This is a genomic window from Pantoea sp. SGAir0418 (assembly GCF_043529865.1).
Genome location: NZ_CP027911.1, coordinates 3,660,205 through 3,674,658, shown reverse-complemented (window position 1 = coordinate 3,674,658; position 14,454 = coordinate 3,660,205). Strand labels below are relative to the sequence as shown.

General features: G+C 57.4%; 15 protein-coding genes. 9 read left to right on the top strand and 6 right to left on the bottom strand.

Annotation, left to right across the window (positions count from 1 at the left end; all coding sequences use genetic code 11):
• Window positions 1-2 precede the first annotated feature (2 nt).
• The 4 genes from C1N84_RS17175 to C1N84_RS17160 all read right to left on the bottom strand — a co-directional run bounded on the left by C1N84_RS17175 (window position 3) and on the right by C1N84_RS17160 (window position 3,653).
• The gene (locus C1N84_RS17175) at window positions 3-788 is read right to left on the bottom strand and encodes an ABC transporter permease (RefSeq protein WP_058757571.1); all 786 of its coding nucleotides are present in this window, start codon (window positions 786-788) and stop codon (window positions 3-5) included.
• Between the two features lies 1 nt (window position 789).
• Window positions 790-1,641 (bottom strand): ABC transporter permease, encoded by an 852-nt coding sequence (locus C1N84_RS17170; RefSeq protein WP_021507865.1) that lies wholly within the window; start codon window positions 1,639-1,641, stop codon window positions 790-792.
• Window positions 1,641-2,450 carry an alkaline phosphatase family protein gene (locus tag C1N84_RS17165; RefSeq protein ID WP_264441743.1) on the bottom strand — a complete coding sequence of 270 codons (810 nt, stop codon included), beginning with the start codon at window positions 2,448-2,450 and terminating at the stop codon, window positions 1,641-1,643. Before C1N84_RS17165 ends, C1N84_RS17170 begins: the two co-directional genes overlap by 1 nt.
• A 141-nt stretch (window positions 2,451-2,591) precedes the next feature.
• Entirely contained in the window at window positions 2,592-3,653 is a 1,062-nt protein-coding gene (locus tag C1N84_RS17160) for an ABC transporter substrate-binding protein (RefSeq protein WP_141496157.1), read from the bottom strand.
• Window positions 3,654-3,879: 226 nt separating this feature from the next.
• On the opposite strand from C1N84_RS17160, the gene C1N84_RS17155 reads away from it, so the two are divergent.
• From C1N84_RS17155 to ubiA, 4 genes are all read left to right on the top strand, one after another.
• Window positions 3,880-4,578: a UTRA domain-containing protein gene (locus C1N84_RS17155; protein ID WP_021507862.1), complete on the top strand. Its 699-nt coding sequence runs from the start codon at window positions 3,880-3,882 to the stop codon at window positions 4,576-4,578.
• Window positions 4,579-4,648: 70 nt separating this feature from the next.
• Entirely contained in the window at window positions 4,649-5,059 is a 411-nt protein-coding gene (gene psiE / locus C1N84_RS17150) for a phosphate-starvation-inducible protein PsiE (protein ID WP_010616618.1), read from the top strand.
• Between the two features lie 92 nt (window positions 5,060-5,151).
• Window positions 5,152-5,670: a chorismate lyase gene (gene ubiC / locus C1N84_RS17145; protein WP_264441742.1), complete on the top strand. Its 519-nt coding sequence runs from the start codon at window positions 5,152-5,154 to the stop codon at window positions 5,668-5,670.
• A 24-nt stretch (window positions 5,671-5,694) separates the two neighbouring features.
• Window positions 5,695-6,561, top strand: a complete 867-nt coding sequence (gene ubiA, locus C1N84_RS17140) for a 4-hydroxybenzoate octaprenyltransferase (protein ID WP_264443776.1) — start codon at window positions 5,695-5,697, stop codon at window positions 6,559-6,561.
• Window positions 6,562-6,695: 134 nt separating this feature from the next.
• Here the strand turns inward: ubiA and plsB are convergent, their stop codons facing one another.
• Complete coding sequence (gene plsB, locus C1N84_RS17135) at window positions 6,696-9,119, bottom strand: glycerol-3-phosphate 1-O-acyltransferase PlsB (RefSeq protein ID WP_031279763.1); 2,424 nt, start codon at window positions 9,117-9,119, stop codon at window positions 6,696-6,698.
• Between the two features lie 125 nt (window positions 9,120-9,244).
• Between plsB and C1N84_RS17130 the strand changes: the two genes are divergently transcribed.
• The 4 genes from C1N84_RS17130 to C1N84_RS17115 all read left to right on the top strand — a co-directional run bounded on the left by C1N84_RS17130 (window position 9,245) and on the right by C1N84_RS17115 (window position 12,159).
• Window positions 9,245-9,613, top strand: a complete 369-nt coding sequence (locus C1N84_RS17130; RefSeq protein WP_021507859.1) for a diacylglycerol kinase — start codon at window positions 9,245-9,247, stop codon at window positions 9,611-9,613.
• Window positions 9,614-9,718: 105 nt separating this feature from the next.
• Entirely contained in the window at window positions 9,719-10,333 is a 615-nt protein-coding gene (lexA, locus tag C1N84_RS17125) for a transcriptional repressor LexA (protein ID WP_031279762.1), read from the top strand.
• A gap of 128 nt (window positions 10,334-10,461) precedes the next feature.
• Complete coding sequence (dinF, locus tag C1N84_RS17120; protein ID WP_088515746.1) at window positions 10,462-11,787, top strand: MATE family efflux transporter DinF; 1,326 nt, start codon at window positions 10,462-10,464, stop codon at window positions 11,785-11,787.
• A gap of 159 nt (window positions 11,788-11,946) precedes the next feature.
• On the top strand, window positions 11,947-12,159 hold the full coding sequence (locus C1N84_RS17115) for a CsbD family protein (protein ID WP_021507857.1): 213 nt from the start codon (window positions 11,947-11,949) through the stop codon (window positions 12,157-12,159).
• Window positions 12,160-12,229: 70 nt separating this feature from the next.
• Here C1N84_RS17115 and zur read toward each other — a convergent pair whose 3' ends face one another.
• The gene (gene zur, locus C1N84_RS17110; RefSeq protein ID WP_088515725.1) at window positions 12,230-12,751 is read right to left on the bottom strand and encodes a zinc uptake transcriptional repressor Zur; all 522 of its coding nucleotides are present in this window, start codon (window positions 12,749-12,751) and stop codon (window positions 12,230-12,232) included.
• Window positions 12,752-13,199: 448 nt separating this feature from the next.
• Between zur and C1N84_RS17105 the strand changes: the two genes are divergently transcribed.
• Window positions 13,200-14,447: a conjugal transfer protein TraF gene (locus C1N84_RS17105; protein WP_262264525.1), complete on the top strand. Its 1,248-nt coding sequence runs from the start codon at window positions 13,200-13,202 to the stop codon at window positions 14,445-14,447.
• Window positions 14,448-14,454 lie beyond the last annotated feature (7 nt).

Sequence of the window (14,454 nt, the reverse complement as noted above, 5' to 3'; positions counted from 1 at the left end):
GGTCAGCCTCGTTCAGGATTGAGGGCATTGGCCAGCCAGGTGACCAGCAGGACAACCGCAAAATAAGAGATCACCAGCGCGCTGGTGAAATGCCCGCTGCCGTTGCGCATGTTGTAGAGATAAACCTGCAGCGTTTCATAGCGGGTGCCGACCAGCAGGTTAGCAAAGACAAACTCACCAATCAGAAAGGAGAAGGAGAGCAGCACGGCAATGAACACCCCTTTGCGCAGATTTGGCAGCACCACAAACAGGGCTGCCTGCCAGGTGCTGGCGCCCAGCAGATGAGCCGCGTCAATCAGCTCTTTCAGGTTGATGGCCTGCATATTGTTGGCAATGGCGCGGTAGATAAACGGCAACGCAATGGTGAAGTAACAGCCGATGAGAATCCATGGCGTGCCGGTCAGCATCAGCGGGCCCGAGGAGTAGAGCTGCAGCAGCCCGACCGACGAGACTACCGGCGGCACGGCAAACGGCATCAGAATCAGCACGTTCATCACCGCGTCCAGTTTTGGATAGTAGTAAGCGATTACAAACATCGCAGGCAGCACCAGCAGCAGGGAGAACAGCAGCGCACCCACGCAGATCAGCAGTGAATGACCGAGCGCGGTGAGGAAGCGCGGATCGCTCCACAACTGCGTCAGCCACTTCAGGGTAAAGCCCTGCGGCAGAATGGTATCGCTCCACTCACTGGAGATGCCGTACAGCAGCGTCGCCAGCAGCGGTGCGGCGAGCACAATCAGCAGCAGCCAGACAATCAGGCGATGGTAGAGTTTTTCGACGCGAGACATGTCAGGACTCCTGTACGCGGGCATGCAGATAGCTGCGACGCACCAGATACTGCTGCACCACGGTAATCAGCGCCATAATCAGCACCAGCAGCATCGCCAGCGCGCCGCCGGTATTGGGATCGAGCGAGATATCGCCTGACACCAGCGCGGCGATGCGCACCGGCACCACGTTGAAGTTGCCGGTGGTCAGCGCGTAAATGGTGGCGTAGGCGCCCAGCGCGTTGGCCAGCAAAATCACAAAGGTGCCGAGCAGCGCCGGAAACAGAATCGGCAGGCCGATGTGCCACCAGTAGCGCCAGCGGCTGGCACCAAGCAGTGCCGCCGACTCTTCCCAGTCTTTCCGCAGCCCGTCAAACGCCGGGTAGAGCAGCAGAATACCGAGCGGAATCTGGAACCAGGTGTAAACCAGCACCATGCCGTCGCGCGAAAACAGCTTAAAGCTGTCCAGCCAGCCGTAGTGGCGCAGCAGCAGCGTCAGGCAGCCGTTCAGTCCGAGCAGGATGACAAAGGCGAAGGCCAGCGGCACGCCGGCGAAGTTGCTGGTCATATTGGTGAACGACAGCAAAAAGCGCTGAAAACGCCCGGTGCCGAGCTTGTGCAGCGAATAACCGGCAAGCAGCGCGATCAGCAGGCCGTAAACGCTCGACCACAGCGAAATATCCAGCGACAGGCGAAAAGCCTGCAGGTAGAACGGTGAAGTGAGGATATCGCTGTAGTTATCGATGCCCCAGCGCTCATTGATATCGCTCCAGAAGCTGTTGATGGCAATCCACAGCAGCGGCGCGAGCTGGAAGGCGATCCAGAACAGCACGAACGGCAGCAGCAACAGCGAGGCCAGGGTTTTGCCCTTCATCAGCGCGGCTCCGCCAGCAGACCGCGACACAGCGGTTTGTCGTGCGGGACGCCGAGCAGGGTGCAGACGGTGCCGCACAGGTCGGTTTGCTGCGGCTCCAGGTCGGGCTGCAGCGAGAAGCCGCGGCCAAAAACAAACAGCGGCACCTGCGTCTCTTCCGGCAGAATACCGCCGTGCGAGCGATCGTCGTTCATGCCGTGGTCGGCGGTGACAATCACCTGATAACCGGCGGCCAGCCAGCCGGGCATCCACTGCGACAGATAGCCATCCGCCATTCGTGCCCGGTTACGATACTGCGGTGATGACAGGCTGTGCTTGTGCCCGGCATCGTCGATGTTCATTGGGTGAATCAGCAGGAAATCGGGATCGTGCTGCAGGCGCAGGCTTTCGGCATCCTCGAACAGATGCGAGTCGGGGTAACCGTCGTCCCAGTAGAAATGGCCGTACTGAATCGGCAGGTCGGGCGCGTTAGTGTGGCGATCGCGCGCGGCGTTGAACGGCGAGTGGTTATACAGTTCGCTCACCCAGTGATAAGCGGCAGCGGCGGTAGTGAGTCCGGCATCGCGCGCATAGTGGAAGATGCTGCGCTGATTGCTCAGGCGATTGACGCCGTTGTGAATGATGCCGCTGCGCACCGGTGGAATGCCGGTCAGAATGCATTCGTACAGCGGACGTGACAGCGACGGCAGTTCGCAGGTCAGCGTGTAATAGTGGCCGTTGCCCTGTTTGCATTCGGCAAACAGATAGCCCATGGCGTGCTGCGCCACCTGATTACTCAGCCCATCGAGTACCACCAGGATTGTTTTCATCCCCGCTCCCTCAGGTGCGCATGAATGCGCACTCTGTAAAAATTGGTGATAGGTAGCGGCGCAATGTATTGCGCATTGCCGGAAAACGGATGCGCGATACGTCGCGCCGCTACGGTATGTGCGACTGGCAAAACGTCTGCATTACTGCTTCATGTTAATAACCACATTCTCCTGCCACAGACGCGGCAGCAGTTTTGAGGTCTTATCCCAGGCAGCCTGGTCTTTGATCGGACGGGCATTTTTATATTCCGACTGCGGCAGCAGTTTGGCCTGCACGTCCGCCGGCAGCGTTAAATGCTCGGCGCGAATCGGGCGCGCATAGCCTTTCGCCAGGTTTATCTGGCCCTCATCCGACAGAATGTATTCACGCGCCAGCTTCGCCGCGTTCGGGTGGCGGGCGTATTTGTTGATAATGGTGGTGTAGCCAGAAGTCACGGACCCGTCCGACGGAATCACCACTTCGTAGCGATTTTTATCAATCTGGTCGCGGTAGTTCAGACCGTTGAAGTCCCACACCACGGCGACCTGAATCTCACCTTTTTCGATGTTGGCGATCACCGGATCGGTCACGCCAAGGCGGCCCTGTTTCGCCAGCTCGCCAAAGAACGCCAGCGCCGGCTTGATGTTCTTCTCGTCACCGCCCAGCGCATAGCTGGCGGCGAGGACGCCGTTTGCCGCCTGAGCAGCCGTGCCGACGTCGCCGATAGTGACCACATACTTACCTTTTTTCAGATCGGCCCAGCTGTGCGGTGCGTCTTTCACCTGCTGCTTGTCGATCAGGAAAGCGATGGTGCCGGTGTAGGCCAGCATCCAGTTGCCATCGGCGTCTTTCGCCCATGCCGGAATCTGATCCCAGTGGGTGGGTTTGTAGGGTTGCGCCACGCCTTTGGCGACGGCAATCGGACCGAAAGCGGCGCCCACGTCGCCGATATCGGCGCTGGCGTTATCCTGCTCGGCGGCAAACTTCGCCAGCTCCTGCGCCGAAGACATATCGGTATCGCTGTGCTTGAGACCGTATTTGGTGCTGAGATCGTTCCAGGTATCTTTCCAGTTGGCCCAGGTGTCAGGCATACCGACGCTGTTAACCTGGCCTTCGGCGCGCGCGGCTTTTTCCAGCGCGGCAACATCGTTATCGGCGGCCTGCGCGGCGGGCAGCGCAAGCAGAACGGCACTGGCTACTACAGAAGAGATAAACGCTTTCATCTCGGTTGCTCCGGGTGTAAGTTGTGGGTCGTCGTGGTCTAGTCCAGCAAGAACCGAGCCAATGTAGCCCGGATAGATGAAGGTTTTATGACCGGGGTGTTGAAATGGGATGTGGCGCGTCGTTCCACATGCGGTTACAGCGCGCTAAAGCGTGGGATGTGCCTTGTCACATTGTAGTCATCGAACTGTCATAGTGCAGATTTGCCCCAAAATGAGGCTGAAAAAAATGTCGTCGAAAACCGCAGATGTGATCGCCGCCGCACTATGCGAACGGATTGAAAACGGAGAGTTTGTCACCAGACGATTGCCGGCCGAGCGCGCGTTGAGCGAGCAATATTCCACCACGCGCATCACGCTTCGTGAAGCGCTTGGCCTGCTGGAAGCGCAGGGCGTCATCTACCGCGAACTGCGGCGCGGCTGGTTTATTGCGCCGCCGCGCCTCATCTATAACCCGGCACATCACAGCCACTTTCACGCCATGGCGCTGCAGCAGGGGCGCATTGCCAGCACTGAGGTGATGGAGGCGCGCGAGGTGCCGGCGCAGCTGGCAATTGCGCGTCATCTGCAACTGCTGGAAGGCGATCAGGTGTACCGCATTCGCCGCCTGCGCCGCATTGATGGCCGCGCGGTGCTGTACGTCGAGCATTACCTCAATCCGGCCTTCTTTCCCGGTCTGCTGCGTGAAGATCTCACCCGCTCGCTGACCGATCTGTATGACCAGCGCTACGGCATTCACTACGGCGGCGCACGGTTTACCATTGTGCCCGGTCCGCTTCCGGCGCGGGCGGCGCCCGCACTGAACGTGGCGAGCGGTACGCCCGGCCTGCTGATTACGCGTATCAACCGTGACCAGCATAAGCGGGTGATTGACTGCGACTGCGAGTACTGGCGTTATGACGCGCTGTGCGTTGATGTTGAGGTGTGATGTATTGTGATTTAGATCACATTACAGCATGATAGCGCCAGAAGAATCTCGTCATCTGAGGCGCAAAATAATGACAACAAAACCAGCGGCGGGGCAGCTTATTGCTTCGGTATTACAGTGGGTACTGAACATTGGCCTGGTGATTCTGGCCGTTATTCTGGTGGTGTTTCTCGGTAAAGAGACCATTCACCTGGCGAATGTGCTGTTCAGCACCGGTGAGCAGGCGTCCTCGTATCTGCTGATCGAAGGCATTGTGATCTACTTTCTCTATTTCGAGTTTATCGCGCTGATTGTGAAGTACTTTCAGTCCGGCTATCACTTTCCGCTGCGCTACTTCGTCTATATCGGCATCACGGCGATTATTCGTCTGATCATTGTCGACCATAAAAATCCTTTCGATACGTTGTGCTACTCGGCGGCCATTTTGATTCTGGTGGTGACGCTGTGGCTGGCCAACAGTAACCGCCTGAAACGCGAGTAATTCCTCCCGCGACGCCAGCGTGGCACAAGCAGATGTGTCACGCTGAGCGCGGTGCGCTACACTAGGGCAACTTTTTTACCGGAGATGTCCTGATGTCGCATGACGCGCTGCGCCAGTTACGCGCACTGCACTGGCTGCCAGCCTCTTCCCCGTTACTTTCACCGCCGCTGCTTGACTGGCTGCTGGAAGAAGACTCAATGACACGCCGCTTTGAGCAGCATTGTCAGCAGGTTACCGTACAACTGCTGCGGGAAGCGTTCATTACCGCCGATGAGATGCCGCAGGAAGCAGCGTTTCTGCCTGCCGACACGCGCTTCTGGTTGCGTGAAATCGTGCTGTGCGGTGACAATGAACCCTGGCTGATTGGCCGTACCGTGGTGCCGGAGAGCACGCTGAACGGCCCGGAACAGATGCTGCAAAATCTCGGCACGCGACCGCTGGGACGCTACCTGTTTGCCTCCTCGACGCTGAGCCGTGATTTTATCGATCCGGGCCAGATTGATGACCTGTGGGGACGCCGCTCGCGGCTGCGCCTGTCCGGCAAACCGCTGCTGTTAACTGAACTGTTTTTACCGGCGTCGCCGCTGTACCGCGCGCTGAAGCAAGGATAACGCCCCGTGCAAAAGACTTTAACCATGAGCAAATGGCAGGCCTATAGTCGCCTGATGCGTATTGATAAACCGATTGGCACGCTGCTGCTGCTGTGGCCGACACTGTGGGCGCTGTGGCTGTCCGGCATGGCGATTCCGCCGCTGTCGGTGCTGCTGGTGTTCGTCCCTGGCGTGTTTGTGATGCGTGCGGCGGGCTGCGTGATCAACGATTATGCCGACCGTAACGTCGACGGCCACGTGAAACGCACCGCCGCGCGACCGTTAGCCAGCGGCGCGGTAACGGAGAAAGAGGCGAAGCTGCTGTTCGCTGGCCTCGGTCTGCTGGCGTTCCTGCTGGTGCTGACCATGAACCGCATGACCATTCTGCTGTCATTTGGCGGGCTGGCGCTGGCGTGGGTTTATCCCTTTATGAAACGCTATACCCATCTGCCGCAGGTGGTGCTGGGCGCGGCGTTTGGCTGGGCGATTCCGATGGGCTGGGCGGCGGTTAGTGAGTCCTTACCCTTTGTCTGCTGGCTGGTGTTTCTCGCCAATATTTGCTGGACGGTGGCTTATGACACCCAGTACGCCATGGTTGACCGCGACGACGATCTGAAGATTGGCGTGAAATCCACGGCGATTCTTTTTGGGCGTTACGACAAGCTGATTATCGGGTTGTTACAGCTGGCCGCGCTGGGCCTGATGGCACTGGTGGGCATTTTACTGCATCTGAACGGTGCGTTTTACTGGTCGCTGCTGCTGGCGGGCGGGCTGTTTGTGCATCAGCAGAAACTGATTGCCGGGCGTGAACGTGAGCTGTGCTTCCAGGCATTCCTTAACAACAACTACGTTGGTCTGGTGCTGTTTATTGGCGTGCTGCTTAATACCCAGCCGTTTGTTGCGCTGTTCTGATGACGGGATGATTAACCCCGGCGGCGCGCCGGTCGTCGCAGTGGGAAGCGCGTTCTTTTCGCGCCTGAATCTGACAATAAAAACCGCGGCGCAATCTGGCGTGTGACAGATGCGCCGCGGTTTTCAGTCGTCCATTAGTCGTGCGCCACGGCACTCTCAATGGTCAGACGGACATCGCTGGTGACCAGTTCGGCCAGCATCTGCCACATCATATTGGTACGTTCAGCATCCGCATCACCGGAATCACTGATATAGCCTTCATCACGCAGCGACAGCACCAGCGCGGTAAAGACTGCCTTGTCGAAGAACTCCGGCGCATTGATACCGTGCAGCACTGACAGACGCTGAGCCAGCGTGCGGCTCTCTTTCTCCAGCGTGCCACGGTTAATGGTCGGCTTGGCGCTGAGAATGGCGAAGGTGATGGCGAAACGCTGCAGCGTTTCACGAATCCCGGCCGCCAGCAGCTGCAGCGTACGGTAACGCGCCGCACTCATTTTCAGCTGGCCTTCCTGTACGGTGATCAGCCCCTGCCGCGCCATTTCGGCGCAGAGCGCATTCAGCAGGGCTGGCAGTTCGGCACTGTCCCAGCGCAGGAACAGTTCGCTCTTCAGCATCGGATAGACCAGGCTGACCTGGCGCAGCAGTTCCGCCTCGCTGATCTCCCGATGCTGCTGCACGATAGCGGCAATCAGCGACGGCATCACCAGCATATGGTGGATGTTGTTGCGATAGTAGGTCATCAGCACCGCCTGCTCGCGCGGCAGAATGATGATCTCGCCAATACTGTCCTGCTCGGTCTCGAACTTGTTCATGCCCATGGCGTGATCGAGCAGCGCTTCAGCGCTGAGATCCGGCACGGTTGACTCGGGTGAGTACGGCACATTGCGCAGCAGCTGGGTGTAGCACTCCAGCTGTTCCGTCAGCTGTTCACGCGTCAGCGAACGCTGGCGCGATGCCAGCAGCGCGGTCACGCACAGGTTCATGGCGTTGGCCGCGCCGGCTTCGTTGATGCGTACCATCAGACGTGCCGCGATATCGTTCACTACCGGCGTCATCCACGCCGGACGCTGAGGATCGATAGGGTCAATCGCGTCGCGCCACTCCGGAACCTGTTTGTTAAGATAGTTAACCAGCGACAGCGGCTCACCGAAGTTCACATAGCCCTGACCGAGGTTACGCAGCTTGCGCAGGCCGCGCACCATCTGCATGAAGCCCTCTTTCTCTTTCGCGGCACCGCGCAGCTCTTTGGCATAAGTGCCGACTTCCATCACGTGCTCATAACCGATGTAGATCGGCACAAAGGTGATAGGACGGCTGCCGCCGCGCAGCAGCGCCTGTAACGTCATCGACAGCGTGCCGGTTTTCGGGTCGAGCAGACGGCCAGTACGTGAGCGCCCGCCCTCAACAAAATACTCAACCGAATAGCCGCGGCTGAACAGCTCGCCCAGATACTCGCGGAACACCGTGGAGTAGAGCTTGTTGCCTTTAAAGGTACGACGAATAAAGAAGGCACCGAGGCGACGGAAAATCGGTCCGGCTGGCCAGAAGTTGAGATTGATACCGGCAGCAATATGCGGCGGCACCAGGCCCTGATGATAGAGCACGTAGGACAGCAGCAGATAATCCATGTGGCTGCGGTGGCAGGGCACGTAAACAATTTCGTGACCATCCTGCGCCAGCTGGCGCACGCGTTCGCCGCCGTGCACGTTAATGCCCTGATAGAGCCGACTCCACAGCCAGCCCATCACACGGTCAGTCACGCGGATCGCTTCGTACGAGAAATCCGCCGCCACTTCTTCCATCATTTCGATGGCGTTCTGCTGGGCTTTTTCATGCGAAATCTTCTTGCTGCGCGCTTCGTCTTCAACCGCTTTCTCAATCGCTTTGGACTGCAGCAGCTTGTTGAACAGATCCTGGCGTGCCGGCAGACGCGGGCCGACGGCTGCCAGCCGCTGGCGGGCAAAATGAATGCGCGCGACACGTGCCAGCTTCTGCGCGATCGACTGATCGGTACCGTGTTCGGTGGCCATCTGACGCAGTGAAACCGTGGGCGAGAAGCGGACAAAGCTGTCGCGACCGTGCCACAGGATGGCAAAGAACTTCTGTATACCGTTAAGAATACGCAGATGTGGCGTCGGTTCGCCCTGAATTTCACGGCCTGGCGCACGGCCAAACATCACGGAAACCGGCAGCATCTGTACGTCCAGCGCCGCATTGTTGCGGTGCAGATCGAGGTAGTCATGGAAAAGCTTGACCGACTCCGGGTTCGCCACGAAATAGGGGAAGACGCGTGGCCCATCGTGAATAAATACGTGGCGCGGCAGCAGGGTGCCGTCAATCTCCAGCGGTGCCAGCGGATCCGGCAGATCGTGCTTCAGGCACTGTGCGCGTAGCGTGAGCAGGTCCGCCTTTGAATCATAAGGCAAAACATACATCACCGGACGGGTCGGATCGATACCGTGTTCCGAGATCGGATCGGTCGGAATGACCTTACTTTTTACCAAAATAGAGAGTGGTAAATTCAACAATTTGTAATAGAGTTTACGCCAACCTGACATAGACAACTTGAAGCCTCTTGTTAGCAAAGCGCGGCAAGCATACCAGAAAGTGCGGCGAAGATCTGTGGCTGTGCCACCTCGCGCGCCCAGACATTGACGTCAAAAACAGTTAAGGGTTCCACAACATGGCAAATAACGTCACCGGTTTCCTGAGAATCATTAAAGCCGCCGGTTATTCCTGGCAGGGGCTGCGCGCTGCCTGGCAGCATGAAGCCGCTTTTCGCCAGGAGGCGATTGCCGCACTGGTCGCGGTTGCCATTGCCTGCTGGCTGGATGTCGATGCCATCACGCGTGTGTTGCTGATTGGCTCGGTGGTGCTGGTGGTCATTGTTGAGATCCTTAATAGTGCCATCGAAGCCGTGGTGGACCGCATCGGTCAGGAGCGCCATCCGCTGGCAGGACGCGCCAAAGACATGGGCTCGGCGGCGGTACTGCTGGCTATCTTACTGGCTCTGTTTGTCTGGATCGCGCTGCTTTGGTCGCATTTGCGATAAACATTCCACATTCATCAAGCCGCTGATTTTTCCCTCTGTTTCGGTTTTCATTTCGCCAATACCTGTATATACTCACAGCGACTGTATAAACAACCAGGGGGCGGGATGAAAGCGTTAACCAGCAGGCAGCAACAGGTCTATGACCTGATTCGCGACCATATTAATCAGACCGGCATGCCGCCAACGCGTGCTGAAATTGCTTCGCAACTGGGCTTCCGCTCGCCTAACGCTGCTGAAGAACACCTGAAAGCGCTGGCGCGTAAAGGTGTCATTGAAATCGTCTCCGGTGCATCGCGCGGTATTCGCCTGCTGATGGAAGAAGAGGCGAGTGAAGGGCTGCCACTGATCGGTCGCGTCGCCGCCGGTGAACCGCTGCTGGCGCAGGAACATATCGAAGCCCACTATCAGGTCGACGCCAACCTGTTCAAACCCTCTGCCGATTTCCTGCTGCGCGTCAGCGGTATGTCGATGAAAGATATCGGCATTATGGACGGCGATCTGCTCGCGGTGCATAAAACACAGGAAGTGCGCAATGGCCAGGTGGTGGTTGCGCGTATCGATGATGAAGTCACGGTGAAACGCTGGAAGAAGCAGGGCGCGATTGTCCAGCTGCTGCCGGAAAACAATGATTTCCAGCCGATTGTCGTGGATACCCGTGAACAGTCGCTAACCGTGGAAGGGCTGGCCGTAGGCATCGTGCGCAACGGCGAGTGGCTCTGAAACCCGGTTGATCTCCCCCGCTGCGGCGGCGCTCGCGCGCTGTCCGCAGTCTGCTCTAATCATACTTTTGTTCCCGGCCCGTAAGGCGCTCGCTCAGGCCGACCACCGTAACCCTCGGGATGGGGCTGATGCAGCTATTTTCCTCTTCTGATAAAGCGCTGTGGCGACTGGCGTTGCCAATGATCCTCTCCAATATCACCGTGCCGCTGCTCGGCGTGGTCGATACCGCCGTGATTGGCCATCTTGATAGCCCGATCTACCTCGGCGGCGTGGCCGTAGGCACCACGGCAACCAGCTTCATCTTTATGCTGCTGCTGTTTCTGCGTATGAGCACCACCGGTTTAACCGCGCAGGCGTTCGGGGCCGGCGATAAACAGGCACTGGCGCGCGCACTGATGCAGCCGCTGCTGATCGCTCTGGCCGCCGGGTTGCTGCTGGCGCTGCTGCGTTCTCCTGCCAGTAGCCTGGCGGCAACGCTGATGGGCGGCAGCGCGGAAGTCCAGCAGCAGGCGCAGATCTTCATTGAAATCCGCTGGCTGAGCGCACCGGCTACGCTGGCTAACCTGGTGATTCTCGGCTGGCTGCTGGGCGTGCAGTATGCGCGTGCGCCGATGGTTCTGCTGATTGTCGGAAACCTGGTCAACATCCTGCTCGATCTGCTGCTGGTGCTGAAACTGCACTGGGGCGTTGCCGGTGCCGCCGCCGCCACGGCGCTGGCCGAATACGTGACGCTGGCAGTGGGATTATGGATGGTGGCGCGCGTGCTGAAACTGCGCGGTATCGATTTCAAACTGCTGAAAAACAGCTGGCGCGGTGACGCGGCGCGGTTATTTCGCCTTAATCGCGACATCATGCTGCGCTCGCTCATGCTGCAGATCTGCTTCGCCTCGCTGACCCTGCTGGGTGCACGCATCGGACCGGATGTGGTTGCGGTCAATGCGGTGCTGTTGATGTTCCTGACGTTTACTGCCTATGCGCTGGACGGCTTTGCTTACGCGGTGGAAGCCTGCTCGGGTGAAGCGGTAGGGGCAAAAGATCGCAGCCGGCTGCTGCTGATCTGGCATGCCGCCTGTCGCCAGGCGGGTATCGTTGCGCTGCTGTTTGCGCTTATTTATGCGCTCAGCGGGCCGCACATTGTTGCGCTGCTTACCTCGCTGCAGCCGCTGCGTGAGATGGCCGATCGCTTTCTGCTGTGGCAGGTGATTTTACCGCTGGTCGGCGTCTGGTGTTATCTGCTGGACGGCATGTTCATTGGCGCGACGCGCGGCCGCGAAATGCGTAACAGCATGATCATGGCAGCAGCCGGTTTCGGCATCACTTTGCTGACGCTGCCGTGGTTAGGGAATCACGGTTTATGGCTGGCGATCACGGTGTTTCTGGCGCTGCGCGGCCTGACGCTGGGATGGATGTGGCGCCGCCACTGGCAGCGTGACAGCTGGTTCAGCCAGCCATAAGCGCAGCGCAGATGCCAGAATAATCTGTAATTCTGTGCACAATCCGAAGCGGCTACTATAATTATCTCAAACGGCGCAGATAAGCAGCGCGTTATATGGTTATTTCCGGTATTACATGAGAAATACACCATCTCACTCAGGAAGACGTGGAGGATTGTTATGAACAAAGACGAAGCGAGCGGAAACTGGAAGCAGTTTAAAGGGAAGTTTAAAGAGAAATGGGGCAAGTTAACCGATGACGATTTGACCGTGATCGAAGGGAAACGCGATCAGCTGGTGGGTAAAATCCAGGAACGTTACGGTTACGCCAAAGATGAAGCTGAACGTGAATTGAAAGACTGGGAAAGTCAAAACAAAGATTACCGCTGGTAAGTCTCCCGCTTTAAGGATGATGCTCCTACCCGCTGATCGTTACGATCGGCCTGGCACACGGACGTGCCAGTTACCCTTTACGCACCTTCTTCTTACTTTCCACTTCATGATCGTGCTGACAGCTACCCGGCTGCGTGCAGGCCGCCACTTCGGCACAGTTTTCACACAAGCCGTGCGCCTCAATAACGCTATGACGTAAGGTAAAACCTGCCTGATCGGCCAACCCGGCAATGATCTTTTCCACGCCGTGCGCGTGCTTCTCACTGACGGCGGCACAGTTGTCGCACACCAGCATTACCGATGTGTGCGCCGGCTCGTCGAAATGGTGGCACACCACATAACTGTTATTTGACTCCACCCGATGAATAAATCCCTGCTCCAGCAGGAAATCCAGCGCGCGATAAATAGTCGGTGGTTTCGCCTGGGGTTCACTGATGCGCAGCTGGTCCAGCAAATCGTAAGCGCTAATGGAACCGTTCTGCTCCGCCATCAGGCGCAGCACTTCTGCGCGCTGCGTAGTGAGGCGCACGCCACGGTCAAGGCACAGAGATTCAGCCTGCGTGAGCAGTTGTTCGGGCGTGAGGTTTGGCATAAGCATTCTCCAGGTGATGGGTGATGTTATTTTATCACACAAACTTTTACGCTGCTGCCATTGCTTTTTTACCTGATATCATCCAGGAAATGTCTGTCTTTCAGCCACTTATCTGCCGCGTTGCGCCCTGGTACCTCCTTCTGTTAAGCCATGCTTTTCCTTCCTGAGTTTTTTCTCACAGGTTAACCCATCTTTTTGCTTTGCAACTCACTGACTTAGTGGCTATGGTTCAAAAGGTTTTAAGTAATTTCTGGCATCAATTTAGCTGACGTTCATATTTCTGCATAAAACAACAGCAGAATGGTGCGGGCGTGACCAATTCTGCGAATAGCAATGCTAATTCCTTTCAATTCACAGCAATAAAGCGTTAGCCAGCGTTCAGAATAGGGCTAATAAACTATTCCGTCGTAGAGACAGTCCACGACAATTAAAAGGTGATGGCAGACTCATGGTGAAGACATTATTCAGACGCAAGAAAATTGCTTATGTTGTTGGTTTTAATGCGGTATTTTTTACCTCATCAGCATTTGCTGCTGGCACCTGGTACGATGCGCGTAACGATGCCATGGGGGGAACCGGTGTTGCTTCCTCAACCTGGAGCTCGGCAGTGCTGGCTAACCCGGCATTGATGACCAAAGCGCAGCCTGAAGATAACGTCAGCATCATTTTTCCTTCAGCTGGTGTGCAGATTACTGACAAAGACAAATTAGTGGATCGCGTAGACGAAATTACTGATACGGTGGACCGCTATCGTGACGTGATCAACAACATTACGCTGCCGGAGATCATCAATGGCGCGCCTCAGGTCAGAGCGGCGGCAGGTGATATGGCCAATCAGCTGCGCGATCTGCGCGGTGATAAAGCGAATGGCACCGCAGGCGTGGCGTTAGCCGTCAGCATTCCCAACGAGACCCTTCCTTTCGCCTTCATCACCAAGGCCTACGGCACGGCACACATCCGCGCTAACGTGGTACAGAGCGATATCGATTATCTGGATCAGGTCGCAAATGGACGCATTCCCTTGCCGGGCGACCAAAATAATCTGCGCTCCAGCGCCAACGGCCTGGCTGCGCTGATCACCGATTACGGCGTCGCAATGGCACATGAGTTCACCATCGCCGGTCACCCGGTCTCCGTTGGCGTCACGCCAAAGCTGCAGAAGACCTGGCTGTATAACTACACCGCCAGCGTTTATAACTACGACAAGAATGATATTAACGACAGCCGCTATCGCAGCACCGATACCGGTTTCAACGTCGATGCCGGTATCGCTACCGACTTCGCGGAGAACTGGACCTTCGGCGTGACCGGGCAGAACCTGGTCTCGCGCGATATCGACACCAAAGAGGTTAACGGCTATCGCGATACGTATCAGATTCGCCCGCTGGTAACTACCGGACTGGCGTGGAATCGCGGACCCTTTACCCTGACCGGCGATGTTGATCTGACGGAAACCAAACGTTTTAAATCGCAGGAGAGCAGTCAGTACGCTGGCGTGGGTGGTGAATATCGCGTGCTGGACTGGCTGGCGCTGCGTGCCGGCTATCGCGCGGATATGAAGTCGAATGACACCGATGTGTTTACGGCCGGTCTCGGCGTGTCGCCGTTCAACAATGCGGTGCATCTGGACCTGGCCGGTTCGGTCGGCAAAGACAATACCTGGGGCGCCATGGTGCAGCTCGGGTTTAACTTCTGACCACACG